The sequence below is a fragment of the Caldichromatium japonicum genome (assembly GCF_011290485.1).
Lineage (GTDB): Bacteria > Pseudomonadota > Gammaproteobacteria > Chromatiales > Chromatiaceae > Thermochromatium > Thermochromatium japonicum.
Map to the genome: position 1 here is coordinate 632,762 of NZ_CP048029.1, position 26,565 is coordinate 659,326.

The following is a 26,565-nucleotide window of genomic DNA, read 5'->3' on the forward strand; positions in this document are numbered from 1 at the left end:
CCTCATCACCGCGCCACCGGCGCGTGCCACAACAGCGCGCCCCTCGCCACCGAAGGCCACCCCACGCGGCTGTCACACCGTCTGGTACTGGCCGCTGCACGGGCCGGTCACCCCCGGCTACGGACCACGCCACCATCCTATCCTCCGGCGCCCCCGCTTCCATAGCGGCCTCGATCTGGCCGCCCCAATGGGCGCCCGGGTGCGTGCCGGCGCCACCGGCCGGGTTCGCCGCGCCGGCTGGGCCGGCGGCCGCCGGTAGCCGGCCATGAGCGTGTGGACCATCTACTCCATCGGCGATCCGGCTTTCCTGCAGCAGGTGCTCAATGCCGTGGCCATGCTCGTGGGGGCCGACAGCTTCGAGCGCTTCATCGGCATCGGCTTTCTGCTCGGCACCCTGATCATCGCCTTCCAGGGTCTGCTCCAGGGCGCGCAGAGCATTCGCTTCCAGGGACTGCTGGTGTCCTTCATTCTCTATTCGCTTCTGTTCGTGCCCAAAGTGTCGGTGACCATCGAGGGGGCCTATTCCGGCGCCGTGCGCGTGGTCGACAACATGCCGCTGGCACCGGCGGTGGTCGGCTCGACCGTCTCCAACCTCGGCTACGGTCTCACCCAGCTGTTCGAGCAGGCGTTCCAGACCCCCGCGATGACCGAGCATGGGTTTGCCGATGCCCTGCAGGTGATGGCCATTGTGCGCAAGACCGCGCTCTCGCGGCTGACCACGGGCGAGGCCAACAGCCCCACCGCCGGGGCCGATGTCGAGCAGTCCTGGCTCAATTATGTGGCCGACTGCGTGCTCTATGCCGTCTACCGGCAGATCAATGGCCTGACCATGGACGCCATTCTCCAGGCCACCACGCTGGAGGCCGCCCTCCAGACCCCGATCGTCACCGGAACGACCCGGCTGATGCTCAGCGAGACGCCCGAGACACTGACCTGCGCCGAGGCCTACGGATGCCTGTCGGCCTGCACCACCGCCTTCCCGCCCAAGTTCCGCCAGGCGGTGGCCGCCAAGCTCGGGATCGATCAGGGGGCCGTCGACAGCCGGGTGCGCGCCGCGCTCACCACCCTGGCCCAAGACACGCTCGAGGCCCAGCAGTACATGGTGATGACGGCCGTCTTGCCGATGCTCGAACGCGGCATCATCTAGCACTACAACGAGATCGGTCAGTGGAACACCGCACTTCAGACCAGCCAGGCGATCGAGCAGCGCAACAGCCAGTGGGCCATCGAGTCCTCGCTGTTCGTGCGCATCATGCGCCCCATGATGACCTTCTTCGAGGGCTTCCTCTTTGCCATCGGTCCCTTTATGGCCTTCGCCGTGGCCCTCGGCCTGCTGGGCATCGCCATGGTCGGGCGCTATCTGATCTTCGGCCTTTGGATCCAGCTGTGGCTGCCGATTCTGGCCATCACCAACCTCTATCTGATCCTGGCCACGCAACGGGCCTTCGACGCGCTTTCCGATCAGGCCGCGGTGCGACTGCCGTCCTTCCGCGCCCTCTACGAAAGCGATCTGCTGCTCCAGGACTATCTGGCCACCGGCGGGATGTTTGTGCTAGCCATGGTGGCCTCGACCCCGGCCATCAGTCTGATGCTCATCTATGGCGGTGCCATCATCGCCACCCATCTGGCCGGACGGCTGCAGAGCAGCGATCACATCAATGAGCATCAGACCTCACCCAATGTCCTGCAACCCCAGGCGGCAGCCACGGTCGGTCCCTGGCTTCAGCGCACCGCCCTGGGCGGCACCACGGCCCCGGGCGCGTCCGGGGTGCTGTGGTCGTTCAATCTCGGACAGTCCGCACAGGCCTCTCTGCGCTCAGCCGAACAGAGCGCCCAGCAGGCCCAGGACAGCTTCACCACGTCGCTCAGTCAGGCAGTGGCCGGCTCGGCGGCGGCCAATCAGCAGACCAGTCTCCAGTACGCCTTCGGGCAGCGCCTGGACGCCTCCTACAGCCAGGCGGATGCGGCGGTGCTGTCGGCCAGTCAGGATTTGAGCGCACGGTTCCAGAATTCGTAGATGTCAACCAAAAACAATCAGATGGGAACAGTGCTCCGCGCCGCGATCGGGACACCGAAGACCGCCAAGGGCATCGAACGCTTGGCCGGTGAGTTGTCGACACGTTACAGTGTCGATCGTGGAATGGCCTATGAGATCGCCAGCGCAGCCGTTCAGAAGGCGGCGACGGATCAACAGCTCCAAGCCCGTTTTGCCGAGGGACTCGCCTATGACATCCAGCAGGGGCACTCGGGCAGCTATACCGAAGGACTGAACCGCACCGAGTCGGCTCAGCTCGCGCAGCAAGCTCAGGATGTGCTCACCACATCCCGCTCCGTCGAGCGCGCCGCCTAGTTCGTACAGCAGTAGGGCACCTCGAATAACCCACTATTTTGATGGGACCCGGTCAAAGCGCGATGCCACTGACTGAATCCGGCTCAACTTCCTCAACAAATCGCTGCTTTTTCAAGCAGCGTTGCCCGGTTTTTACCCCGAAGTGGGCGGTGGCCATTCGGCCCATGTTGGGCGTTATGCGGGCACGATGCCCACTCGCTGGAAGAACGCCAGTCGCTTCAGATTGTAGCAGGCCGCCATCATCGTCATCGCAAAGTTGGCACGCGCTTGACCAATGGTGCGGATCAGTTTGCCGCCCATCTGCGCAATGGCCGCAAACACATGTTCAACACAGGCTCGTGTCTTCGCAATGCCATGGTTGCGCCGCTGCTGCGCTTCAGACAGCGGCTTGTTCCGATAGCCGTTCGCTTTCAGCCAGGCTTCTCGTTCCTCGCACGGATAGCCTCGGTCGGCAAAGACCTCCCGGCTGGTGTTGGCCGGGTCCATGACCGCCTCAAAGTGCTGGCTGTCGTGGGTGCTGGTGGTGTCGGTGACGATCTTGCGGATGAATTTGTACCTCTTGTCGACGTTGACCGTGAGCTTGTAGCCATAGTGGCTCTTGCCATGCTTCTGGCGCCGCTTGACCGGCTTCCAATCCGCGGGCATGGCGTCTTCGTTCAGCGGTTCCTTGGCGTCCTTGGTGAAGTGCTGCCGGGGCGCGGGAACCCGCGTGGCGTCGATGATCTGCCCACCCCGGGCGATCAAACCCTTCTTGAGCAGTTGCGCGCTGAGGCCATCGAAGATGGCTTTGGCGCCGGCTTCGCCGATCCGGTTCTCAAACACCCACACAGTCGTCCGGTCAGGAATGTTGGCGGCTTGGGCCAGACCACAGAAGCGCTTGTAGCTCATGCGGTCCAGCAATTGATACTCCATCTGCTCGTCAGACAGGTTGTACAGGCGTTTCAAGACCAGAATGCGCACCATGGTTTCAGCGGGGAACGGTGGCCGGCCACCTTGCAGACTCACCGAGCGCGGGGCCATGCGGTCAACTTCCAACGCCAAGGCTTCCAAGTCGATGGCGCCTTCTATCTCAACCAATGGATCGCCCAACTTGTCGATCTTCTCCCGCTGTTGGCAGTCTGCAAACAGGTCCATCTTGATGGCGGGGCACTTCTTCATGGCGGTCAGGTCGGCTCAAAATCAGATGACAGCATGTTTAACCCAGCAAGGCTCTGGTGGAGGTTTTTCGAGGTGCCCCAAAATACTTCGGGTTCGACAATTTCACCCACAAGGAGAGTTTCATGCGCAACAACCAACCCGTCACCGGCATCGAACGTCAATACCCTGACGACATCGCGATCATCTCGCATACCGACGAAAAAGGCCGCATTACCTTCGTCAATGACGATTTCTGCGCCGTCAGCGGTTTCACCGAAGAAGAACTGATCGGCCAGCCGCAGAACATCGTGCGTCACCCGGACATGCCGCCGGAAGCCTTTCGCGACCTGTGGGAGACGATCAAGCAGGGCCGCCCATGGACGGGACTGGTCAAGAACCGGTGCAAGAACGGCGACCACTACTGGGTGCGCGCGCACGTGACCCCCCGGCCTGGCGGCGGCTACACCTCGGTGCGTGTCAAGCCCACCCGCGAGGAAATCGCCGCCGCCGAAGCGCTCTATGCCAGAATGCGCCAGGATCCGTCGATCCGCCTCTCGGAAGGGCAGGTGAAGCGCACCCGCGCCTTTGGCTGGTTCGACGACATGACGATCGGCAAGCGGCTCGCGCTGGTGGCGACGGTGGTGATGGTATTGCTCATTGGCGCGCTGATCGAAAGCCATTATTCCGCTGCCAGGATCGAATCGTCCTACCGCGATTACATCGAGCAGGACGTGGAGCGCCACGCCGACTTCTATGCGCTGTATGCCCAAGGCCTGCAAATGGGCCAGGCGCTGCGCAACGTGATCCTCGATCCGGAGAATCCGAAGGCTTACGAAAACTACCAGAAGGCCGCCGGAGATTTCGAGGCCGTTGTCAGCCGCGCCGATGTAGCGGACCAGCGAACCGTCAAGTCCGGGCTACCGGCGCGTCTTGCCGCGCTACGGAGCGAGCAGAAGAAGCTGCATGAGCAGCTCTTCGAGCTCGTCAAGGCCGGCAAGCTCGATGAGGCGAAACAGCTCCTCAACAAGCAAGAGACGCCGAAGTGGCGCGAGATGCGCACGCTGCTGCTCGATGAAATCAAGCGCCTCGACGAAGCAGCGCCGAGGCTACTCGCCGAGCTGAAGGCCGCATCAGATGCCGCAACACAACGCAGCCTGATCATCGCGATCATCACCGTGCTGTTGGGCGGCGCGCTCGCGGCCTACATCCTGCTCAAGGTCAGCCGCAAGGCCAAGGAAACCGTGGCGCTGATCTCGACGATCGCCGGCGGCGATCTCAGCCCGACGATCCGCGCCGAAGGTCACGACGAATTCGCGCAGATCCTCACGCGCGTCGCGATGCTGAAAAACCGCTTGCACGAGGCGATCGGTTTGGTCCAGCAGACCGCGCGCGCGCTGGAACAGTCCTCACGGCAGCTGATGGCGGCGAACGATTCCACGGTCAAAGCGGCGGAAACGCAATCGGCGGCGATTTCGAGCATCGCAGCCGCGATCGAAGAGCTCTCGGTCTCTTCCGACGAGATGAGCAGCAATGCCAGCTCCGCCTTACAGGCCGCCGACAGCGCTTCGAGCTCGACGCGCAAGAGCGCCCAGACCAGCCGCGCGGCCGCCGAGCGCATCATGAACGCGGCCAACGTCGTGGCTGCCACCGAACAGCGTATCGGCGAGCTCTCGTCGATGTCCGAGGAGATCAGCCGCGTCGTGCTGGTGATCCGTGAGATCGCCGACCAGACCAACCTGCTGGCGCTCAATGCCGCGATCGAAGCGGCGCGGGCGGGCGAGATGGGCCGCGGTTTCGCGGTGGTGGCCGACGAAGTCAGGAAGCTCGCCGAACGCACCGGCAATTCGACCCAGGAGATCGCCGCGATGATCCAGCGCATCCAGGAGGTGAGCCGCGCGGTGGCCAGCGAAGTCGCGGCCAGCAGTCAGAGCGTCTCCGAGGGCGCGAAGAGCGCGGAGCATGCCGGCGAGATGGCTGCTGCGGTGGAACGCGCAGTGCAGCAGGCAAGCCTTGCGGTGCAGTCGATCAGCATGGCGCTGGCCGAGGCAAGCAGTGCGACGCGCGAGATCGCCGGCAACATGGAGCGCATCTCGGCAAGCAGTGCGCACACGACAGAGGTCGCGCAGGCATCGAGTCAGGAAGCGCGCAAGGTCGAAGTGCTCTCGGAAAAGCTGAAGGTATTGGCCACGCAGTTTCATGTGTAACTCATTTTCAACGTCGGCACCTTTCACCGCAGCGATCAGTGCTTCGGTGGCTGCGTCGCGGTAGATGTTGCGAGCTCTGTTTGCGTTCCGGCGTGAATTGCCGTGCGGCCATGGGTGTCGTGGGGCAAACACCGATCGAGCAGCTCCTGGCCGCCCGACTGGACGCGACTGGAAAGGTTACGATTGTGCCTGGACCTGAGCATCCGCGACTTGCCGACTGGAAGGGGCAGCTCGACCTCGGTCGTCTATTCGCGGCAGGGGTGCTGGGATGAGAGATCTGCTGTTTCTCGTCCCCGACACCAACATGGAATACGCCCTGCGTGGGTTCTTCGAGCGTGAGCGGCCCCACCTTTCCATTGGCTGTGGTCCGATCGTATTCGATCCGGCCCCGAATCGGGACATCGTCGTCGCGGCCGGGGACAACGACTCGGGCCTCTACAAGCGTGCCGGCGACTGGCTCCGAGAGGCCGCCAGCCTTTCCCCGTTTCCCACTTCCGGTCGCGCGTCTGGCCCGCCTGGCGGTCGATCAGTTGCATCAAAAACAGGGCTTGGGTGAACGGTTGTTAATGGATGCGTTGCAGCGATGCGCGCGGCTGGCCGAGGAGATCGGCATGGTGGGCGTGATCGTCGATGCCAAACACGAGCGGGCATGCGGCTGGTATGAGCGCTACGAATTCGAGCGCTTCCCGGATGCACCGCTGACACTGCGGCGCCGAGCCGGGGTAGGGTGGTGAGGCGCACCGAGAGCTCTCATGGGTCGACTGGCGGACGGTCCGAAGCGGACGTGCCGACGTTGGCCGTCGGTGTGACACCGGCGACATCCAAAATCCGCGTTCCATGCTGCTCCAGGGCAACGCGCACCGAGTCCTCACCAAAGCGAGCGTAGACAGCGGTGTTCGACTGGTTGGAATGGTTGAGAACCCGTCCGATCAAGTGCAGCGAGTTTCCCGATTGGGCCAGCCAGCTGTCAACCGTGCGTCGCAGATCGTGCAGGCGAACATCGACCACACCGGCGGCTTCTCGAACCCGGTTCCAAGACTTACTGATATTGACCAGATGCGCCGGTTGCGGCGGGCGCTCGCTAGCATCCTTCTTCGAACGTGGTCCGCGACCGGGAAGAATGAATGGATTTCCGTCTTCGCGTGGTATCTCGCGTAGCAGTGCCAGAGCCGGAGAGGACAGCGGAATGTAATGGACCCGACCGGCCTTCGTATCGGGCAGTTTCAGCTCGGCACGGTTCCAATCGACGTGCTCCCAGCGTGCCTGCAGCAACTCGCTCTTGCGAGCCCCAGTCAGCAGGTAGAGCCATAAGGCACACCGGGCCACCTCGTTGGGTTCCTCATTGATCGCCTGCGCCAGTCGCGGTAGCTCTTCAGGCGTGATCCAGCGATCGCGCTTATGCTCTTTAAAGTGATCGATATCACGTGCCGGATTCGAGTGATCTCGGGGGACTAAGTCCCACCGTCGGGCCAGTTCGAACATCTTGGACAGAAGCGCCAGGGTACGATTCGCCTCATACGGGCGCGTCTTGCCGATCTTGGCGTGCAACGCGGCAACATCGGCCTGTGTGATGGCACTGACCTTCAAACTCCCCCACGCGGGAAGCACATGCTGGTCAAGGCGTCGGCCATCATCCCGATGGCTCTTCTTGTGATCGCCGTGGCGCTCCATATAAGCCGTGCAGAGATCCCGAATGGTCTGACCTTGCGCCTCGCGTTGTCGGGTCGCCAGCGGATCAGCGTTCTCCGTCTCCACTTTAGCCGGCAAAGCACGCGCTTGGATGCGAGCCTGGTCGAGGGTGAGGATGCCATAGGTGCCGATAGTCATCAGGCGCTTACGTCCCTGCACTCGGTAGGAGAGCAGAAACGCCTTCTTCCCGGAGGGGAAGATACGCAATCCGAACCCCGGCACTTCGCTGTCCCATAGGACGAATCGTGCATTGCCTTCACCTTAATAGGTCGCGGAATCGATCAGGCGCTTGGTGAGTTTCATGCTGGCTATCTCGCGAGTTTGAGTCACCATTGAGTCACCAGGAAAGAGCGTAATCGGGGGTGTCTCAGTGCAAATGAGAGCACGCACAGAACCCTTAAGTGTCTGCTTTGTAAGAAATAATGGTGCTGGATGGGAAATGCGCGAAACCGAGAATCTGTGATTTGTAATCAGCGGGTCGCAGGTTCGAACCCTGTCGCCAGCTCCAACCATCGAAGCGTTATCCGCTTGCGCCGTCCATCCAGCAAAAGTGCTTGGTCTGCAGCCTTGGTCGGCTAAACGGGTGGCAGGCATGATGACCCGCCGCAAACTCCCCATCGGCATCCAGACCCTCACCGAGATCCGCGAGAGGGGGGGTATGTCGATAAAACGCCTGAGTGTCTTTTCCAGCCATCTGGCTGTCTTGGGGCTAGACAGCCTCGCTGAAGTGATTGAGGTCGGGATCGAGTTCTCCAAGAGCCAACGCCAGGGTGTCGGGTAGGTGGTAGGGTAGGGGGCACTCACCAGCCTGATATCAACCTCATCGCCACTGCCTGTCAGATGTGCAGTCATCAATCCCTGACCCAACAGGCGCATGATGCCATCGTCTGCTGTCTGCAACCCGGTGACTGGGCGCTGGATGCAACCGCCGGCAACGGTCGCGATACCCTGTTTCTAGCCCGGCAGGTCGGGCCCAGTGGCCATGTCTGGGCATTTGATGTGCAATCCGAGGCACTGAAGGTCACTGAACAGCGGCTGAGGGGAGCTGGTTGCGCGGAGACAGTGAGCCTGATCCAGGCGAGTCATGACCGGATGCTTGAATATCTCCCCGCAGCGACCCTAGGGCAGATCAAGGCCATCCAATTCAATCTCGGCTACCGACCAGGCGGTGACAAGCGCCTGATCACCCGTCCGCAAACCACCTTACCGGCACTCACTGCCGCTTGCCGCTTACTCCATCCTGAGGGTCTCCTGAGCCTCCTGGTCTATCGCGGTCATCCAGGTGGGATGGAGGAATACCAGGCTATCCTTGCCTGGTTAGATGGAGCTGGACTTGGCATCAAACAGATCAATATTTGCGCACAGCAGGCGCCGGTTTTGTTCCTGTTGAGGCACTCATCCCCTCACTGACAGGCCTCGCACTCAGGCTCCAGGACCGAACAGCTTGCCGATGTTTGATGTCCCATGGATTGCACAGGGACCGCATTGAGCCGGTTGGCGCGCTCAGCCTCAGGTATCGTCGATCTTTCGACATGGGTGGCGGCGAGGGTGCGCAGATAATAGGTCGTCTTCAAACCGCGTATCCAGGCGAGCTGATAGAGACGATCGAGCTTTTTGCCGCTGGGTTCGCTCATATAGAGGTTGAGGCTTTGTGCCTGATCGATCCATTTCTGACGGCGGCTGGCGGCTTCCACCAGCCAGTGCGGTTCGATCTCGAAAGCAGTGGCATAGAGTTGCTTGAGATCTTCTGGGATGCGTTCGATCGGTTGGAGCGAGCCATCATAATATTTGAGGTCATTGATCATCACCGCATCCCATAGACCCCGCATCTTTAGATCGGTCACGAGATAGGGGTTGACCACAGTGAACTCGCCAGAAAGATTCGATTTGACAAAGAGGTTTTGATAAGTCGGCTCAATCGATTGGCCGACACCGACGATATTGCTAATGGTTGCGGTCGGGGCGATGGCTAGGCAGTTGGAATTGCGCATTCCGATCGTCTTGACCCTCTCGCGCAATGATCCCCACTCGAGGGTTGTAGTCCGATCCATCTCGAGATGACCGCCGCGCTCCTCTTCGAGCAAGCGGATGCTATCGATCGGCAGAATGCCCTGGCTCCATAATGAACCCTCAAAGCTCGGATAGCGCCCGCGCTCAGCGGCCAGATCGACGCTTGCCTCGATCGCATAATAGCTCAGATGTTCCATACTGCGGTCGGCGAACTCGACCGCCTGCTCGCTGGCATAGGGAATACGCAGTTTATAAAGCGCCTCCTGAAAACCCATGATCCCTAGGCCCACAGGCCGATGGCGCAGGTTCGAAAGACGCGCCTTGGGGACGGTATAGAAATTACAATCGATGGCATTGTCGAGGATGCGCATCGCGGTGCGCACCGTCCGGCGCAGACGTTCGGTATCCAGGCCCTGTTCATCGACATGGGCGGCGAAATTGACCGAACCCAGATTGCAGACGGCAATCTCGCGATCGCCGGTATGCAGGGTGATCTCGGTGCATAGATTCGAGCTATGTACCACCCCGGCATGTTGATTGGTATAACGCAGGTTGCAGGGATCCTTGAAGGTGATCCAAGGATGGCCGGTCTCGTAGAGCATGGAAAGCATCTTGCGCCAGAGATCGACCGCTTTGATCCGTTTAAAGAGCCTCAATTCACCGCGCCGTGCGCGTTCTTCATAGACAAGATAGGCGCGCTCAAAGTCTTGCCCATAGAGCTCGTGCAGATCTGGCGTCTCATCCGGCGAAAAGAGGGTCCAGTCACCGCCTTCGATAACCCGTTTCATAAATAGATCCGGCACCCAATTGGCTGTATTCATGTCATGGGTGCGCCGGCGATCGTCGCCCGTATTCTTGCGCAGCTCCAAAAACTCCTCGATATCGATATGCCAGGTCTCGAGATAAGCGCAGACCGCGCCCTTTCTCTTGCCGCCCTGATTGACGGCGATCGCCGTGTCATTGGCCACCTTCAAAAATGGCACTACCCCTTGGCTCTTTCCGTTGGTACCCTTGATATGGGCCCCCATACCGCGCACCCGCGTCCAGTCATTACCTAGACCGCCGGCAAATTTGGAGAGCAATGCATTGTCCTTGATCGCGCTATAGATCCCATCAAGGTCATCTGGGACGGTCGTCAAAAAACAAGAGCTCAATTGCGGGCGCGGGGTGCCGGAATTGAATAGGGTCGGGGTCGAGCACATGAAAGCGAAGCTTGAGAGCAGGTCATAGAACTCGATTGCCCGCTCCTCGCGCTCGATCTCATTGAGCGCAAGGCCCATGGCCACCCGCATGAAGAATGCCTGGGGTAGCTCTAGGCGGGTTCCCTCCGGCGTATGGATGAAATAGCGATCATATAGGGTTTGGAGACCCAGATAGGTGAATTGAAAATCTCGACCTGGTTTCAGGGCCTGGCCCAAGCGCCCAAGGTCATAATGGGCAAGACGGGGATCGAGTTGGCCGAGTTCGACGGCCTTTTTAATATAGGCGATGAAATATTCGGGGTAGATTTCGGCGCAATCGGCCTGGGTCTCGATCCCAGTGGCCAGACCCAAAAGACCCAGGGCCTCGCGGCGTAGGATATCGAGCAATAGCCGGGCGCTGACATAGCTGTAGTTCGGCTCACGTTCGATGAGCGACCGCGCCGCCAAGACCAGGGACTGGCGCAGCTCGGACTCAGGGATGCCGTCAAACAGGTTGCGCAATGTCTCCTTGAAGATGGATTCGGGGTCAACATCGTGCAGGTCGCGACAGCCCTCAGCGAGCAGGCGCTTGAGTTGCGCGACATCGAGCGGCTGGGTCGAGCCGTCGGCACGGCTGACCTGGATCTGAGGGGCCGCACTCGGTTTAAGGGTACCCGCAGCTGCTTGGGCGGCAGCGCGTGCCCGCGCCCGCTCTTCGCGATAGAGCACATAGCGGCGGGCAATCTGATGCTCGCCCGCGCGCATCAGTGCCAGTTCGACCTGATCTTGGATATCTTCGATATGCACAGACCCGCCTGCAGGCAGGCGGCGGGTGAGGGCTGCGACCACCTGGGCTGTCAACTCGGCAACCCGCTCGTGGATGCGCTTCGAGTCAGCAGCGGTTTCACCCTCGACTGCTAGAAATGCCTTGGTCATCGCCAGGCTGATCTTATGGGGATCGAAGGGTGTGACCTCGCCGTTGCGCCGGATGACCTTCAGGTCAGCACCAGGCTCGAGCGCAGACGCTTCTAGGATGGGCGTTTGAGCCTGTGAGTTTCCCCGCGTCTGGACGGGGTGAAGGTGGATAGGGAACGGGCGGGTCGACATCTCTGCTCCGAGGGGAGTTAGGGGTTGGCGATGCAGATACAATATAAGCCAATAAATTGACAAATCAACCACAAGATATTGTGTTTATCTCGGGTCTCCCCCTCTCGCCCCTGGTTGGCTTTAAAATCCAAGCGCCAATGGGTGGGATCAAGGGGCGCCTGCCCTTAGATTCAGCACCTCGATCTAAACAGCGCGTATGGAGGAGTCATGGACCGAACAGATACCAAGAAAACCGAGCAGTGCATCCGTCTCACAAGGCTCCCTTGCCTGCAACCACAGCCTCGACCTCGCTGGCAAGGCCCCTTGGCGAGCCTCCTGATCGGGCTTTGCCTGAGCGCGGCGCAGGTCATCGCCGGGCCTCCCGCAGACGCTGCCGAGGACTATGAGTCGGTCATTGTCCTCACCCCAAACATCGACAATGGCCGCCGGGTCTATCTGGTCTGCGCCGTCTGTCACGGACCCGAGGGCTGGGGGACGCCGGATGGGACCTATCCCCAGATCGCCGGTCAGTTGCGCGAGGTAATCATCAAACAGCTCGAAGACATCCGCGCCGGCAATCGCGACAACCCGCTCATGTACCCCTTTGCCCTGACCCGCATCCTCGGCGGCCCGCAAAACCTCGCCGATGTCGCGGCCTATGTCGAGACCCTCCCCATGACCCCACACAATGGCCTGGGCCCTGGGGTCGATCTCGAGTTGGGGGAGCGGCTCTATGCCGACAATTGCGCAGACTGTCACGGCGAGCGCGGCGAGGGCAACCCCGGCAAGCGCATTCCAGCGCTAGCAGGCCAGCATTTCATATATCTGGTGCGTCAGTTCGAGGCCATCCGCAACGGACGGCGTAAAAACGCCAACTCCGAGATGGTCAAACAGATCGCTGGGTTTAACCAGGGCGAGGAGATGGCGGTGCTCGACTATGTCTCGCGGTTGCGCCCGCCGCCAGAGAAGATGGCTGCGGAGGGCTGGCTCAATCCCGACTTCCCGAACTTTGTGCGCGAGCCCCTGGGGGTACCGCCACTGCCGCCGGCGCCTCCGGTCCCCCCGCCCACGCCCGGGCCGATTCCTTAAGGTAGATCAGGAGACCATCGCACTTGAGGCGAGTAGTGGCTTTGCTCCGCACGTCTAGGCGTTCCTGCAGGATCCATCGCTGGTCGCCTCAGTCACGCGCTCAGGCCGGCAGCGGGTAGTTGTAATGCTTGATCCGCCGCCGGATGTTGCGCTGGACGATCACCCCGAGCACCAACCATTCGAGGCCGGTGAGATCGATCTCGGGATAGAGGGGATTGAGCGCAACCAGGCGCTCGCGCCCGTCTGGGTCGCGGTGATATTCGCGAAACCAGCGCACCCCCTCGACCTCGGCGAAGACATAGCTCGGGTTGGGACAACTATGGCTGGGTTCGATGATGATGATGCAACCATTGGGAAACTCGGGCTCCATCTCATCGCCCAAGACCTGAAGGGCAAAGGGCTCGCGCTGGGCGCAGCCGCTGATCTCATACAACGCGTCTTCGGGCAGCTTGAAGGTGTCCATAGGTCGATGTGTCTAGGTTCGAGTCGAGATCTAATGGATCGTTCGAGGTAAACCAGGCTAAACCCAAATCCCTTTGTCCAGCCAGCGGATCGCAAGCAGATGATGCCCCAAGGTCTCAACCATCGCCTCCCCACCGAGCCACCGCACCGCGACCGGCGCGACTGGCGCAACCTAAACGCTATGCTCCCTTATCTCTGGGAGTTTCGCGGGCGGGTGGCGCTGGCGCTCGGCTGCCTGGTCTTGGCAAAGGTCGCCAATGTCGGCGTTCCCCTGATCCTCAAGGAGATCGTCGATGCCTTCAAAGATCCGCCGACGCAGGGGTTGATCCTGCCCTTTAGCCTCTTGCTCGCCTATGGGGTGCTCAAGCTCAGCAGTGCCCTGTTCAACGAGTTGCGCGATATGGTCTTTGCGCGGGTGCGCTATCGCGCGATGCGCCGGCTCTCTACCCGGGTGCTTGAACATCTCCATCAACTCTCGCTGCGCTATCACCTTGAGCGACAAAGCGGTGCAATCAGTAGGGACCTAGAGCGCGGTACCCGCTCGGTCGCCACCCTGTTGAACTATCTGGTCTTTAGCGTACTGCCGGTAGCGGTCGAGTTCATCCTGGTGGCCGCCATCATGGGCGGGCGCTATCCGCTGGCGTTTTTATCAGTCACCTTTGGGACGGTCGCGGTCTATTTTGCCTTTACCTTTGCCATCACCGAATGGCGGATGGATTATCGCCATCGGATGAATTATCTCGACTCGCAATCGAACACCCAGGCATTCGACAGCCTGATCAATTATGAGACGGTCAAGTATTTCAACAACGAGCGGCTGGAGCTCAAGCGCTATGACCAGACGCTTGCCGAATGGGAGGAGATGGCAGTCGCTAGCCAGACCTCGATGTCGCTTTTGAACTTCGGCCAGGGGGCGATCATCGCGATTGGGGTGACCTGCCTCATGATCCTCGCGGCCCAGGGGGTGGTCGCAGGTCGATTGAGCGTCGGCGACCTGGTGATGCTCAATGCCCTGATGCTTCAGCTCTTTATTCCCCTGGGGTTTCTCGGGATTGTCTATCGCCAGATCAAATATGCACTCGCCGATATGGACCTGGTGTTTAAGCTCTTGGAACGCCGCCCCGAGGTCGCCGATGCCTTCCATGCCCCACCGCTGATCATCCAAAAAGGCGAGGTGCGCTTTGAACATGTGGATTTTTATTATCAGCCCGAGCGGCCCATCCTCCACGACATCGACTTTGTCATCGCGCCTGGGCAGAAGGTCGCGGTCGTGGGCCCCAGCGGTGCCGGCAAATCGAGCCTGGTTCGGCTCTTATTTCGGTTCTACGATCCAACCGGCGGCCGCATCCTGATCGACGGGCAAGACGTCTGCCAGGTGACGCAAGAGAGCCTGCGCGCCGCGATCGGCATCGTCCCCCAGGATACGGTGCTCTTCAACGAGAGTATCTATTACAACATCGCCTATGGTCGCCCAGACGCCAGCCGTGCCGAGATCGAACAGGCGGCAGAGCTCGCCCAGCTATCTACCTTCATCGCCAGCCTACCCAAGGGCTGGGACACCATCGTCGGCGAGCGTGGGCTCAAGCTTTCAGGCGGCGAGAAACAGCGTGTGGCGATCGCCCGCACTATCCTCAAGCGCCCCAAGATCTTGGTCTTCGACGAAGCGACCTCATCGCTCGACAGCCACACCGAGCAGGCGATCCTCAAGACCCTGGCCGAGGTTGCGGTCGATCATACGACCCTGGTCATCGCCCATCGGCTCTCCACCGTGGTCGATGCCGACTGCATCCTGGTCCTTGAGGGCGGGCGCATCCGTGAACGCGGTACCCACCAGGAGCTCTTGGCCCTGGGGGGGCGTTATGCGCGTCTGTGGGCCCTGCAACAGCGCAGCCGAGACCGCGGGGCCAAGCTGGCGACAGGGGCTGATGTCTAGGGTCTTTGGGCTTACCCTCGCCATGACCTTGTGGCCAATCAGCCGGTCTTGAGCAGACGTTCTTTTTCGCGCTGCCAGTCGCGATCGCGGGCCGCGGCGCGTTTATCGTGTTGTTTTTTGCCCTTAGCCAAACCGATCTCGAGCTTGGCGCGCCCCCGTTTCCAGTACATGGCGGTCGGGACCAGGGTATAACCCGCGCGCTCGGTTAGACCGATCAGTCGATTGAGTTCGTGACGTTTGAGCAGAAGCTTACGGGTGCGGGTCGGGTCGGGCTGGATATGGGTCGAGGCGGTAGGTAAGGGCGAGATGTGGGCGCCGATCAGGAAGGCCTCAGCATGTAGGATCTTGACATAGCTTTCCTTGAGCTGCACGCGCCCGGCGCGCAGGCTCTTGACCTCCCAGCCTTCGAGCACAAGCCCAGCCTCCATGCGCTGCTCGATGAAATAATCATGCCCCGCCTTTTTGTTGAGCGCGATGGTCGAGCTAGAAGAGATCTTTTTGCTGTCTTTGGCCATGCGCAAGAGTGTAGCCTAAGGCCGAGCAGCGGTTAAAGACAAACTTGCGCGGGCTCGAAGATTGACTATAATTTGCTCCCCATTCAACAAATAAACAGTCTTTAAACGGCCTTCGTCATGCGTCAGCCCTTGATCGCCGGTAATTGGAAGATGAACGGCAGCCGTGCCAGCGCCGAGGCGTTAATGCGTGCGGTGGTCGGGGGGGTCTCAGGTGGAGGTTGCTCGGGCAAAGCGGCCGAAGTGGCGTTATGCGTCCCCTTCGTTTTCCTCGACCTCGGAGAGCGCATTTTGGCCGACACGCCGGTGCGCCTGGGTGCGCAAAACGTCTGTAGCGAACCTAGCGGCGCCTATACCGGCGAGATCGCGGCGGCCATGCTCAAAGAGTTTGGGTGTCGCTATGTGATCTGCGGTCATTCGGAGCGCCGGGACTATTACAGTGAGACTGATGCCCTGATCGCCAAAAAGATGGTTCGGGTGATCGAGGCCGGTATGCGTCCAATACTCTGTGTCGGCGAGACCTTGGAACAGCGCGAACAGGGTTTGACGCAGACTGTGGTGGCATCTCAGATCGACGCTGTCATCGCTGCAAACGGGATTCAGTCCTTTGCTCAGATCGAGATCGCTTATGAGCCCGTATGGGCGATCGGGACGGGCCGGACGGCTACGCCTGAGCAGGCGCAGGAGGTCCATTCGTTCATCCGCGCTCGGATCGCGAATCATGATGCCTTGATTGCCGACAAGATCCGCATCCTATATGGTGGCAGCATGAAGGCAGGGAATGCGGCCCAATTATTGGCGATGCCCGATATCGATGGCGGTTTGGTGGGCGGCGCATCCTTGGTGGCGGGTGAGTTTTTGGCGATCTGGCAAGCGGGGGATGCATCGGCCTAACAAGCCGAAGCGCCGGCGGATAAATCATGCAAACGATCCTGAGCATCCTTCAGGTCCTTTTATCGGTCGCCTTGATTGCTTTGATCTTGATTCAACACGGTCGAGGCGCCGACGCAGGTGCGGCCTTCGGCAGTGGGGCATCTGCAACCGTTTTCGGCGCCCGCGGCTCCGGATCTTTTCTAAGCCGGCTGACCGCTATCCTGGCCACCCTTTTCTTTTTGACGAGCATGGGATTGGCCTATTATGCAGCTCGGACTGGCAATGCGCCGGGTTTGATGGATAAAATAGAGATTCCTCAAAGCCTTCCAGATACGCCGGTTAAGGCCGTAGCGCCGGGCGCGGATTCGGATGTCCCTTCGGTTTCAACTGATGGGGGTGGGTCGGCGCCGGGTACCGATGTTCCAGCGCCGCCAGGAACTCATCAAGCAAACGGCCCGGCGCAACAATGATTCAATGACATGCTATTTGGCCGACGTGGTGAAATTGGTAGACACGCTATCTTGAGGGGGTAGTGGCGCAAGCCGTGCCAGTTCGAGTCTGGCCGTCGGCACCATGCACATAAAAAACGGCGCCTTGCCTGCAGGTGAGGCGCCGTTTTTCTATGGGCGTTTTTTGTCAAATACCTTGTAAAATCAAATAGTTTGAATTGGGTCGCGAATTGACAGCGGTCGAAATGGTGCACTAGACTTTGATCCTCTACCGTGCGCATCAGGCAAAGGTAATAGAGTGCTCGACCATTATTTGCCCATTCTCGTCTTCATCCTGGTCGTAATGCTTGTGGGGGCCGGCCCTCTGGTGCTTGGCTATCTGCTCGGCCCGCGACGCCCTGATGTAGCTAAGGATTCGCCTTATGAATGCGGCTTCGAGGCCTTCGAGCATGCGCGGATGAAGTTCGATGTCCGCTATTATCTCGTCGCCATTCTCTTCATCATCTTCGATCTCGAGATCGCATTTCTGTTTCCTTGGGCGGTGGCGCTTGTCGACGTCGGTGCCTATGCCTTTTGGTCCATGGCGATCTTCCTCGGTATCCTGGTCGTGGGCTTCATCTATGAGTGGAAAAAAGGGGCGCTGGAATGGGAATAGAGGGTCTGTTTGAAGAGGGCATCGTCACCACGACCGCCGATCAATTGATCAATTGGGCACGGACGGGATCGCTGTGGCCCATGACCTTTGGCCTGGCCTGCTGCGCGATTGAGATGATGCATGCCGGCGCCTCGCGCTATGACCTCGACCGTTTCGGCATCATCTTTCGCCCCAGCCCACGCCAGTCGGATGTCATGATCGTGGCCGGTACCCTGGTCAACAAGATGGCACCGGCCTTGCGCAAGGTCTATGACCAGATGGCCGAGCCGCGCTGGGTGATCTCCATGGGGTCCTGCGCCAATGGCGGAGGTTATTACCACTATTCCTATTCGGTTGTACGCGGCTGCGACCGGATCGTGCCGGTCGATATCTATGTCCCTGGCTGCCCGCCGACTGCTGAGGCCCTGCTTTATGGGATCTTGCAGCTCCAGGATAAGATCCGCCGTACCAACACCATTGCCCGCTAGGTTGTAGTTTCCCAGACATGGCAAGCTCTATCCCCAGCCGCCCTTCACGGATCGACAGGCTTGCTGCGATCCTGCGTGAATGCTTTCCAGGGCCGACATACGAGCTGATCGATACCGATCACGAGCTGACCCTGATTACGCCGTCTGAGCGCTGGGTCGAGACGGCACAAACACTGCGGGATGGCGAGACATTTGGCTTCGAGCAGCTCATCGATCTCTGCGGCGTTGATTATGCGGCCTATGGGCGATCGGAATGGGAGACGGAAGAGGCGAGCTATACCGGCTTTGGGCGCGGTGTCGAGCGCGACCAAGGGCTCGCCCTCGAGCATCCCCAGCGCTTTGCGGTCGTGGTGCATCTGTTGTCCTTAAGCCACAACTGGCGGTTGCGCCTGCGCGCCTATCTCAGGGCAGATGAACCGATCATCGATTCCCTGGTCGAGGTCTGGGATGCGGCCAATTGGTTCGAGCGCGAGGCCTTTGACCTGTTCGGGATCCTCTTTAGAAATCACCCTGATCTGCGCCGCATCCTCACCGACTACGGCTTCGTCGGCCATCCCTTCCGCAAGGATTTCCCCTTGAGCGGACATGTCGAGATGCGCTATGACCCAGAGCTTGGGCGTGTGGTCTATGAGCCGGTCTCAATCGAGCCGCGCGTCCTGGTCCCGCGGGTGATCCGCGCTGATGCCCGCTATGCGGGGCGGACGGCAGGCGAGGGGAGAACAGATGGCTGAGATCCGCAATTACACGATCAACTTCGGGCCCCAGCACCCCTCGGCGCATGGGGTCTTGCGCCTGGTGCTGGAGATGGACGGCGAGGTCATCGAGCGCGCCGACCCGCATATCGGGCTTTTACATCGCGGGACCGAGAAGCTCGCCGAGTCCAAGCCATATAACCAGTCGATCGGGTATATGGATCGGCTGGACTATGTCTCCATGATGTGCAATGAGCACGGCTATGTGCGGGCGATTGAAAAGCTCTTGGGGATCGACCCCCCGCTGCGCGCCCATTACATCCGCACCCTGTTCGATGAGATCACGCGGATCCTGAATCACCTGATGTGGCTAGGTGCGCATGCCCTCGACATCGGCGCCATGAGCGTCTTTTTGTATTGTTTCCGCGACCGTGAGGACCTGATGGATTGCTATGAGGCAGTCTCGGGAGCGCGCATGCATGCCACCTATTACCGCCCTGGCGGGGTCTACCGGGACCTCCCTGACCAGATGCCGCGCTATCAGGGTCCGACCAAGTGGCACAGCGCCGAGGAGATTGCTCAGCGCAATGCGGCGCGCGCGGGCTCGCTCCTCGATTTCATCGAGGACTTCACCGAGCGCTTCCCCAGGCATGTCGATGAATATGAGACCCTGCTCACCGACAATCGCATCTGGAAACAGCGCACGGTCGGGATCGGGGTGGTCTCGCCCGAGCGCGCACTCCAGCTCGGGTTTACCGGGCCCATGCTGCGCGGCTCAGGGATCGCCTGGGACCTGCGCAAGAAACAGCCCTATGCCGCCTATCACCTGGTCGACTTCGATGTGCCGGTCGGGGTCAATGGCGACTGTTATGACAGGTATCTGGTGCGCATCGAGGAGATGCGTCAATCTACCCGCATCATCCGTCAATGCGTCGATTGGCTGCGCGCCCATCCAGGGCCGGTGGCGATCGATGACCCCAAGGTCTTCCCCCCCAGACGCGAAGAACTCAAACACAGCATGGAGGCCCTGATCCATCACTTTAAGCTCTTTACTGAGGGCTATTGCCCCGCCGCCCGGTGAGAGTCTATGCCGCGGTCGAGGCGCCCAAAGGCGAGTTTGGCTGTTACCTCAGTCTCGGATGGTGCCAATAAGCCCTATCGCTTGAAGGTGCGCGCCCCCGGGTTTGCCCATCTCGCCGCTCTCGATGAGATGGCGCGCGGTCACATGCTGGCCGATGTAGTAGCCATCATCGGGACGCTGGATATCGTCTTCGGGGAGATCGATCGCTGATGAGCTTGCGCAATACCCCCTTGACCGTCGATCACAGAATCGACAAAGAGACCCTGTTTGGTCCTGAGATCCGCGCGGCGATCGATGCCCAGATTGCCAAATATCCACCCGAATGGAAGCAATCGGCGGTTATGGCCGCCTTGACCATCGTCCAGGATGCCAACGGTGGCTGGTTGACGACCGAGCTCATGGATCGGGTTGCGGCCTATCTCGACATGCCACCGATTGCGGTCTATGAGGTCGCGACCTTTTATAGCATGTATGACTTAAAGCCTCAGGGTCGGCACAAGGTCTGTGTTTGCAACAGCATCTCCTGCATGCTCAACGGCTCAGAGGCGCTGATCGCCCATGTCGAGCATCAATACGGGGTCAAACCCGGTGAGATAAGCGCAGATGGGCGCTTTACGCTCAAGGAAGTCGAGTGTCTGGGCGCTTGTCGCGATGCACCCGTGGTCTTGATCGACAAGGTCTATCACGAACGCCTGACGCCTGAGGCGCTCGACCGGCTGATCGAGGGGCTCGACTAAATGCTCGAACAAAACAGCGTCTGCCTTCGCACCCTGCATCTCGATCCCGAGGTCCGGCATACCCTCGCCGCCTACCGCGATCTCGGTGGCTATGCGCAGTGGGAGCGCATCCTGCGCGAACGTCCAGACCCCGCGACCCTGATCGATGAGATCAAGCGTTCGGCGTTGCGTGGGCGCGGTGGGGCAGGCTTCCCGACAGGGCTCAAATGGACCTTCATGCCGCGTCAGGTGCCAGGTCAGAAATATATCGTCTGTAACTCGGACGAAGGTGAGCCTGGGACCTGCAAGGACCGTGACATCCTGCGCTATAACCCACATCAGGTGATCGAAGGGATGACGATCGCCGGCTACTGTATCGGGGCAACCGTCGGATACAACTATATCCGCGGCGAGTTCTATGAGCCCATCGCCCGCTTCGAGGCGGCCCTTGCAGAGGCCTATGCGGCTGGATTATTGGGGCGCAACATCCAGGGCTCGGGGATTGATTTCGATCTCTATACCCATTATGGCGCCGGGGCCTATATCTGCGGTGAGGAGACGGCCCTGCTTGAATCCATTGAGGGCAAAAAGGGTCAGCCGCGCTTCAAACCCCCATTCCCCGCGCAATATGGGCTCTATGGGCGGCCAACCACCATCAATAATACCGAATCGCTGGCCTCCATACCGGTGATCCTGGAAAGGGGCGGCCAATGGTTCCTCGAACAGGGCCGTCCAAATAACGGGGGTTTAAAGATCTTCTCGGTCACCGGCCATGTGAATCGCCCGAACAACTTCGAGGTCCCGCTAGGGACCTCTTTTAAGACCCTACTCGAGATGGCGGGCGGGGTCAAGGACGGGCGCAAGCTCAAGGCGGTGATCCCCGGTGGTTCTTCCGTGCCTGTGGTCCCAGGCGAGGTGATGCTCGAGGTCGAGATGGACTATGACTCCATCGCCCGCGCGGGCTCTATGCTCGGCTCAGGGGCAGTCATCGTCATCGCTGAGGGCACCTGCATGGTCAGGGTGCTCTATAACCTGGCGCATTTTTATATGCACGAGTCCTGCGGCCAGTGCACCCCCTGCCGCGAGGGGACAGGCTGGCTGGTGCGCATCCTCAAGCGCATCCTCGATGGACAAGGCCGCCCCGAAGACTTGGAGCTGCTCGAGAGCGTGGCGGGGCGTATCGGCGGGCGGACCATCTGTGCACTCGGCGATGCCGCGGCTATGCCGGTACAAAGCTTTTTGAAGCATTACCGGCACGAGTTTGCCTACATGATCGAACATCGGCGAAGCCTTGCCGAGCAGTAGGGTGTGCATGGCGCACCCAAGGCCGTGAGAGGCGTATATACCCTCTACCCATATCGAATCAGGCTGTGATGACGGACAAGCTCAAGATCGAGATCGATGGCCGCCCCTACGAGGCAGACCCCGGCGAGATGATCATCGCGGTCGCCGACCGCGAGGGGATTTCCATCCCCAGGTTCTGCTATCACAAAAAGCTGTCGATCGCCGCCAATTGCCGGATGTGTCTCGTTGAGGTGGAGCAGGGTGGGCGCCCTTTTCCTAAGCCCGTCCCGGCCTGCGCCACCCCGGTGGTCGAGGGGATGCGGGTGTGGACGCGCTCGCCCAAGGCCATCGAGGCCCAGCGCGGGACCATGGAGTTTTTGCTGATCAATCATCCGCTCGACTGTCCCATCTGCGATCAGGGTGGCGAATGCGAGCTGCAAGACGTCGCCCTGGGCTATGGCAGTGCCTTTTCCCGCTTTGCCGAGGGCAAGCGCGTCGTTGAGGACGAAAACCTGGGGCCGCTCATCGCCACCGAGATGACCCGCTGTATCCATTGCACCCGCTGTGTGCGTTTCTGCGCCGAGGTTGCCGGTGTGCGCGAGTTAGGGGCGACCGGACGCGGCGAGAAGATGCGCATCGGCACCTTTGTCGGCCAGCTCGTGACCCATGAGCTCTCGGGTAATGTCATCGACCTCTGTCCAGTGGGCGCTCTGACCTCCAAACCCTATCGCTTCACCGCCCGCCCCTGGGAGCTGACCGCGCGCGACGGTATCGCGCCGCACGACGGCCTAGGCGCAAACATCAGCCTGCATGTCCGGCGCAATCGGGTGATGCGCGTGCATCCGCGCGACAACGAGGCGGTCAATGAGACCTGGATCGCGGATCGAGATCGGTTCAGCTATGAGGGTCTGAATAGCCCTGACCGCTTGACTCGGCCCTGGATCAAGCGCGATGGTCGCTGGCAGGAGGCAGACTGGGGCGAGGCACTGCACCTGGTTGCCGAGCGCCTCAAGGCCGCTGAACCTGCCCGCCTCGGCTGGCTGATGGCGCCTAATGCCACCCTTGAGGAGCTATATCTTTCGGCGCGTATCATGCGCGGCCTGGGCAGCAGTAACATCGATCATCGCCTTCGCCAACAGGACTTCCGCGCCGATGCTGCAGACCCGCTGTTTCCCTGGTTGGGGGTGGCGGTCTCCGATCTGCCCAAGCAGCAGGCGATCCTCCTCATCGGCAGCCACATCCGGCATGAGCAGCCGCTGCTCGCCCACCGCATCCGTCAGGCAGCGCTCGCGGGCGCTGAGGTCATCTGCATCAACCCGCTGGGTCTGGAGCTCCATCATCGTGCCACCCAATTGCTCGGGACGCCGGCCAGCATGCTGCGCGACCTGGCGGCCATCGCGCGTGCGCTTGCGGTGCAGGGTGGTGGGCTCCTCGCTGATCTCATCGGGGCCGCTGAGCCGAGTGAGGCGCATGAGACGATCGCGCGCGCGCTGTTTCAGGCAGAGGGCGAGGGCATCGTATTGCTTGGGACCCTGGCCCAGGCGCACCCAGACTATGGCCTGCTGCGCACCCTGGCCGACCTGATCGCCGAGGGGGCAGGGCTGCGGCTCGGGTATCTGCCAGCGGCGGCCAATAGCATCGGAGCGGCATCTGGGCGGGTGTCCATCCGGCAATCCAAGCGGGTGCCCATCCCGATCCTCAGCCGGGTTGGTCGGCTGGTGCCATGCTCGATCAGCCCTTACAGTCATTGGTGCTCTGGGGGCTCGAGCCGGATCTGGATCTTATCGATCCCCAGCGCGCGCGCCAAGGCTGTGAGCGGGCTGAGTGCGTCGTCGCCTGTTCGTCTTATGATGCCCCTGTATTGCGCGATCTGGCCGATATCTTGCTGCCGATCGCGGCCTTCGCCGAGACCTCGGGCACCTTCGTCAATGCCAATGCGACCTGGCAGTCGTTTGCCGGGGCGGTGATGCCGCCGGGCGAGGCGCGACCTGGCTGGAAGGTCCTGCGGGTGCTCGGCAATCTCCTCGATCTATCTGGGTTTGAATATCAGGACAGCGCCGAGGTGCGCGAAGAGCTCGCCGCCCTGTGCGCGACCGCCACCCCAGATAACCGCCCGCGGGCGGCGCACTGGGAACCTGGAGCCTGGATCGCCGAGGGTCCTGCCCTGATCCGGGTGGCCCACGTGCCGATCTATCGGCTCGACCCCTTGGTCCGGCGCGCACGGGCGCTCTCCCAGATGCCTGGCGCCGAATGGGTCGCCCGGCTGCATCCTGAGCAGGCTGCCCAATTGGGCCTCGCCGAGGGCGATTGGGTGCGGATCAAACAGGGCGAGGCCGAAGGTAAGGCGCCGGTCTTGATCGATGCCCAAATTCCGTTGGGTGTGATCGCCCTGCCAGCGGCTGTCTGCGGCAGTGAATCGCTAGGCGCGATGATCGGGCCGGTTGTGGTCGCACGTTTGAATAGACAGGCAGAGAGTTAAGCCATGATCGAACTCTGGGAAGATCTCCCGCGTTTACTCCAGATCCTGTTGGGGATCGCGGCTATCCTTCTGCCGCTTTTGGCGCTTGTTGCCTATTACACCTATGCCGAGCGCAAGGTGATCGGCTATATCCAGATCCGTATCGGGCCCAATCGGGTCGGCTGGCGGGGTCTGCTCCAGCCTATCGCGGACGCGGTCAAACTCCTGATGAAGGAGATCGTCATCCCTACCCGCGCCGATAAGACCCTGTTTTTGCTCGCCCCTCTGATCGCCATCGTCCCTGCGCTCTCTGTCTGGGCGGTTTTCCCCTTCGATGAGGGTCTGGTCCTCGCCGACATCAATGCCGGTTTGCTCTATATCCTGGCCTTAAGCTCACTTGGGGTCTATGGGATCATCATCGCCGGCTGGTCATCGAACTCCAAATATGCCCTACTTGGGGCCATGCGCTCGGCGGCGCAGATGGTAGCCTATGAGATCGCCATGGGTTTTGCGTTGGTCGGGGTCCTAGTCGCCGCTGGCAGCCTGAACCTCGGCGCCATCGTCGAGGCGCAAAAGGGCCATCTCTTCACTTGGTTTTGGCTGCCGCTCCTGCCGCTCTTTGGTGTCTATCTCATCTCGGGGGTGGCCGAGACCAACCGCGCGCCCTTTGATGTCGCAGAAGGTGAGTCCGAGATCGTCGCCGGTTTCCATGTCGAATATTCAGGGATGGCATTCGCCGTCTTTTTCCTCGCCGAATATGCCAACATGGTCCTGATCTCGGCTTTGACCGCGCTCATGTTCTTCGGCGGCTGGCTGTCGCCCTTGCCTCATACCTGGACCGGCGATCATTGGCTCTTGGGTGATGGCTTTCATTGGCTGCTCCTCAAGACCTTTTTCTTCATGTTTCTCTTCTTGTGGCTGCGGGCGACCTTCCCGCGCTATCGCTATGACCAGATCATGCGCCTAGGTTGGAAGGTCTTTATCCCGATCACGATCGTCTGGATCCTGGTCGTGGGGGCTGCGGTCATCTATCGTCTCCCGCCCTGGTGGTCGGTTTGATGCGGAGTTCAGCGATGTGGCAAGCCGCGCGCGACTATCTCAAGAGCCTATTCCTGATCGAGCTCTTCAAAGGGCTTGCGCTCACCGGCAGATATCTTTTCCAGCGCAAGTTCACCGTTCAGTATCCAGAAGAAAAGGCGCCGCTCTCGCCGCGTTTCCGCGGGCTCCATGCCCTGCGCCGCTATCCCAATGGGGAGGAGCGCTGCATCGCTTGCAAGCTCTGTGAAGCGGTCTGTCCGGCACTGGCCATCACCATCGAGGCCGGACCGCGCCCCGATGGCTCGCGCCGCACCACCCGCTATGAGATCGATCTCTTCAAGTGCATCTATTGCGGCTTCTGCGAGGAGTCCTGTCCGGTGGACTCGATCGTCGAGACCAATGTCTATGAGTATCACTTTGAAAGACGCGGCGAGCATGTCCTGACCAAGGAGATGCTTTTGGCCATCGGCGACAAATATGAGGCCGAGATCGAGATCGCCCGCGCCGCCGATGCCCCCTATCGTTGAGCGAAAGACCCCATGGCCCAGAAGCTGATCTTTTATCTCTTTGCTGTCATCGCCCTCTGGTCGGCGGTGATGGTCGTGAGCCGCAAGAATCCAGTCCATGCCGTTTTATTTCTAGTTTTGACCTTTGTCACCAGTGCGGCCCTGTGGATTTTGCTCGAGGCCGAGTTTTTGGGGATCGTCTTGGTCCTGGTCTATGTCGGGGCAGTGATGGTGTTGTTCTTATTCGTGGTCATGATGCTCGACATCGATCTGGCAGTGCTGCGTGCCGGATTCGTCAGGAATCTGCCGCTTGCGCTCTTGATCGCTGCGCTCATGGCCGTCGAGATCCTGCTTTTGGTCGGACCCTCGCATTTCGGTTTTGCCCATTTCCCTCCACCCGCGCCCTTGGGTCCAGAGATCGATAACACACGCGAACTCGGGCGTCTGCTCTATACGGTCCATGTCTATCCGGTCGAGATCGCCGCTGTGATCTTGCTGCTGGCCATCGTCGCTGCGATCCGGCTGACCCTGCGCCGCCGTCCCGATAACCGTTCACCCGACCCGCTCCATCAGATCCGGGTCCAACGTTCCGAACGGATCCGTCTTGTACGGATGCCTGTAGAGGATGTCGCGGCCCCCGCCCCCCTGACAGATCAGGGATCTCGACAAGAGGCTGGAAGGCCAACCGCTTAA

At 60.7% G+C, this 26,565-nt stretch carries 24 protein-coding genes, 1 tRNA gene and 3 pseudogenes; 23 read left to right on the top strand and 5 right to left on the bottom strand.

What is annotated here, in order from left to right; genetic code table 11:
- Positions 1 to 334 precede the first annotated feature (334 nt).
- Positions 335 to 2,017: pseudogene (locus tag GWK36_RS03135) on the top strand (conjugal transfer protein TraG N-terminal domain-containing protein).
- A complete protein-coding gene (locus tag GWK36_RS15280) occupies positions 2,018 to 2,350 on the top strand; it encodes a hypothetical protein (RefSeq protein ID WP_246237647.1) in 333 nt (110 codons plus the stop codon).
- A 174-nt stretch (positions 2,351 to 2,524) separates the two neighbouring features.
- Here the strand turns inward: GWK36_RS15280 and GWK36_RS03140 are convergent, their stop codons facing one another.
- Entirely contained in the window at positions 2,525 to 3,508 is a 984-nt protein-coding gene (locus tag GWK36_RS03140) for an IS5 family transposase (protein ID WP_166269921.1), read from the bottom strand.
- 122 nt (positions 3,509 to 3,630) lie between these two features.
- Here GWK36_RS03140 and GWK36_RS03145 point away from each other — a divergent pair, with 122 nt between their 5' ends.
- The 3 genes from GWK36_RS03145 to GWK36_RS15285 all read left to right on the top strand — a co-directional run bounded on the left by GWK36_RS03145 (position 3,631) and on the right by GWK36_RS15285 (position 6,425).
- Complete coding sequence (locus tag GWK36_RS03145; protein WP_166269922.1) at positions 3,631 to 5,691, top strand: methyl-accepting chemotaxis protein; 2,061 nt, start codon at positions 3,631 to 3,633, stop codon at positions 5,689 to 5,691.
- 110 nt (positions 5,692 to 5,801) lie between these two features.
- Complete coding sequence (locus tag GWK36_RS03150; RefSeq protein ID WP_166268952.1) at positions 5,802 to 5,963, top strand: hypothetical protein; 162 nt, start codon at positions 5,802 to 5,804, stop codon at positions 5,961 to 5,963.
- Positions 5,964 to 6,134: 171 nt separating this feature from the next.
- Positions 6,135 to 6,425, top strand: a complete 291-nt coding sequence (locus GWK36_RS15285; RefSeq protein WP_166269923.1) for a GNAT family N-acetyltransferase — start codon at positions 6,135 to 6,137, stop codon at positions 6,423 to 6,425.
- A gap of 16 nt (positions 6,426 to 6,441) precedes the next feature.
- Here the strand turns inward: GWK36_RS15285 and GWK36_RS03160 are convergent, their stop codons facing one another.
- Entirely contained in the window at positions 6,442 to 7,587 is a 1,146-nt protein-coding gene (locus GWK36_RS03160; RefSeq protein ID WP_246237648.1) for a tyrosine-type recombinase/integrase, read from the bottom strand.
- A 385-nt stretch (positions 7,588 to 7,972) separates the two neighbouring features.
- Between GWK36_RS03160 and GWK36_RS03165 the strand changes: the two genes are divergently transcribed.
- Positions 7,973 to 8,161: a hypothetical protein gene (locus GWK36_RS03165; RefSeq protein ID WP_166269924.1), complete on the top strand. Its 189-nt coding sequence runs from the start codon at positions 7,973 to 7,975 to the stop codon at positions 8,159 to 8,161.
- Positions 8,162 to 8,220: 59 nt separating this feature from the next.
- Positions 8,221 to 8,790, top strand: a complete 570-nt coding sequence (gene mnmM / locus GWK36_RS03170) for a tRNA 5-(aminomethyl)-2-thiouridylate-methyltransferase MnmM (protein WP_166269925.1) — start codon at positions 8,221 to 8,223, stop codon at positions 8,788 to 8,790.
- Here mnmM and GWK36_RS03175 read toward each other — a convergent pair.
- On the bottom strand, positions 8,784 to 11,678 hold the full coding sequence (locus GWK36_RS03175; RefSeq protein WP_166269926.1) for a ribonucleoside-diphosphate reductase subunit alpha: 2,895 nt from the start codon (positions 11,676 to 11,678) through the stop codon (positions 8,784 to 8,786). The genes mnmM and GWK36_RS03175 overlap by 7 nt on opposite strands.
- Before the next feature lie 303 nt (positions 11,679 to 11,981).
- Here GWK36_RS03175 and GWK36_RS03180 point away from each other — a divergent pair, with 303 nt between their 5' ends.
- Complete coding sequence (locus GWK36_RS03180; RefSeq protein WP_246237649.1) at positions 11,982 to 12,746, top strand: c-type cytochrome; 765 nt, start codon at positions 11,982 to 11,984, stop codon at positions 12,744 to 12,746.
- Positions 12,747 to 12,846: 100 nt separating this feature from the next.
- Here GWK36_RS03180 and GWK36_RS03185 read toward each other — a convergent pair whose 3' ends face one another.
- On the bottom strand, positions 12,847 to 13,209 hold the full coding sequence (locus tag GWK36_RS03185; protein ID WP_166269928.1) for a S24 family peptidase: 363 nt from the start codon (positions 13,207 to 13,209) through the stop codon (positions 12,847 to 12,849).
- Between the two features lie 99 nt (positions 13,210 to 13,308).
- On the opposite strand from GWK36_RS03185, the gene GWK36_RS03190 reads away from it, so the two are divergent.
- Entirely contained in the window at positions 13,309 to 15,141 is a 1,833-nt protein-coding gene (locus GWK36_RS03190; protein WP_246237650.1) for an ABCB family ABC transporter ATP-binding protein/permease, read from the top strand.
- A 38-nt stretch (positions 15,142 to 15,179) separates the two neighbouring features.
- Here the strand turns inward: GWK36_RS03190 and smpB are convergent, their stop codons facing one another.
- On the bottom strand, positions 15,180 to 15,656 hold the full coding sequence (gene smpB, locus GWK36_RS03195; RefSeq protein ID WP_166269929.1) for an SsrA-binding protein SmpB: 477 nt from the start codon (positions 15,654 to 15,656) through the stop codon (positions 15,180 to 15,182).
- A 117-nt stretch (positions 15,657 to 15,773) separates the two neighbouring features.
- Between smpB and tpiA the strand changes: the two genes are divergently transcribed.
- The 14 genes and pseudogenes from tpiA (at position 15,774) to GWK36_RS03260 (ending at position 26,565) form a co-directional block, all read left to right on the top strand.
- Entirely contained in the window at positions 15,774 to 16,547 is a 774-nt protein-coding gene (gene tpiA / locus GWK36_RS03200; RefSeq protein ID WP_166269930.1) for a triose-phosphate isomerase, read from the top strand.
- Between the two features lie 23 nt (positions 16,548 to 16,570).
- Complete coding sequence (secG, locus tag GWK36_RS03205; RefSeq protein ID WP_166272408.1) at positions 16,571 to 16,996, top strand: preprotein translocase subunit SecG; 426 nt, start codon at positions 16,571 to 16,573, stop codon at positions 16,994 to 16,996.
- 19 nt (positions 16,997 to 17,015) lie between these two features.
- Positions 17,016 to 17,100: transfer RNA gene (locus tag GWK36_RS03210), tRNA-Leu, on the top strand.
- A gap of 173 nt (positions 17,101 to 17,273) precedes the next feature.
- Entirely contained in the window at positions 17,274 to 17,630 is a 357-nt protein-coding gene (locus tag GWK36_RS03215) for an NADH-quinone oxidoreductase subunit A (RefSeq protein WP_210756847.1), read from the top strand.
- Positions 17,621 to 18,097 carry a NuoB/complex I 20 kDa subunit family protein gene (locus GWK36_RS03220; RefSeq protein WP_166269931.1) on the top strand — a complete coding sequence of 159 codons (477 nt, stop codon included), beginning with the start codon at positions 17,621 to 17,623 and terminating at the stop codon, positions 18,095 to 18,097. The genes GWK36_RS03215 and GWK36_RS03220 overlap by 10 nt, the downstream gene beginning before the upstream one ends.
- A gap of 17 nt (positions 18,098 to 18,114) precedes the next feature.
- Positions 18,115 to 18,828, top strand: a complete 714-nt coding sequence (locus GWK36_RS03225) for an NADH-quinone oxidoreductase subunit C (protein WP_166269932.1) — start codon at positions 18,115 to 18,117, stop codon at positions 18,826 to 18,828.
- Positions 18,821 to 20,080 (top strand): annotated as a pseudogene (locus GWK36_RS03230) (NADH-quinone oxidoreductase subunit D). The gene GWK36_RS03225 and the pseudogene GWK36_RS03230 overlap by 8 nt, the downstream one beginning before the upstream one ends.
- Positions 20,080 to 20,607 carry an NADH-quinone oxidoreductase subunit NuoE family protein gene (locus tag GWK36_RS03235; protein ID WP_166269933.1) on the top strand — a complete coding sequence of 176 codons (528 nt, stop codon included), beginning with the start codon at positions 20,080 to 20,082 and terminating at the stop codon, positions 20,605 to 20,607. The pseudogene GWK36_RS03230 and the gene GWK36_RS03235 overlap by 1 nt, the downstream one beginning before the upstream one ends.
- The gene (gene nuoF, locus GWK36_RS03240) at positions 20,608 to 21,891 is read left to right on the top strand and encodes an NADH-quinone oxidoreductase subunit NuoF (RefSeq protein ID WP_166269934.1); all 1,284 of its coding nucleotides are present in this window, start codon (positions 20,608 to 20,610) and stop codon (positions 21,889 to 21,891) included. It abuts the gene before it with no gap.
- A 128-nt stretch (positions 21,892 to 22,019) separates the two neighbouring features.
- Positions 22,020 to 23,405, top strand: a pseudogene (nuoG, locus tag GWK36_RS15775) (NADH-quinone oxidoreductase subunit NuoG); the annotation flags it as partial.
- Between the two features lie 188 nt (positions 23,406 to 23,593).
- Entirely contained in the window at positions 23,594 to 24,349 is a 756-nt protein-coding gene (locus tag GWK36_RS15780; protein WP_343033132.1) for a molybdopterin-dependent oxidoreductase, read from the top strand.
- Positions 24,350 to 24,352: 3 nt separating this feature from the next.
- Complete coding sequence (gene nuoH, locus GWK36_RS03250; protein ID WP_166269935.1) at positions 24,353 to 25,387, top strand: NADH-quinone oxidoreductase subunit NuoH; 1,035 nt, start codon at positions 24,353 to 24,355, stop codon at positions 25,385 to 25,387.
- Positions 25,388 to 25,401: 14 nt separating this feature from the next.
- Complete coding sequence (gene nuoI, locus GWK36_RS03255; protein WP_166269936.1) at positions 25,402 to 25,893, top strand: NADH-quinone oxidoreductase subunit NuoI; 492 nt, start codon at positions 25,402 to 25,404, stop codon at positions 25,891 to 25,893.
- A 12-nt stretch (positions 25,894 to 25,905) separates the two neighbouring features.
- The gene (locus tag GWK36_RS03260; RefSeq protein WP_166269937.1) at positions 25,906 to 26,565 is read left to right on the top strand and encodes an NADH-quinone oxidoreductase subunit J; all 660 of its coding nucleotides are present in this window, start codon (positions 25,906 to 25,908) and stop codon (positions 26,563 to 26,565) included.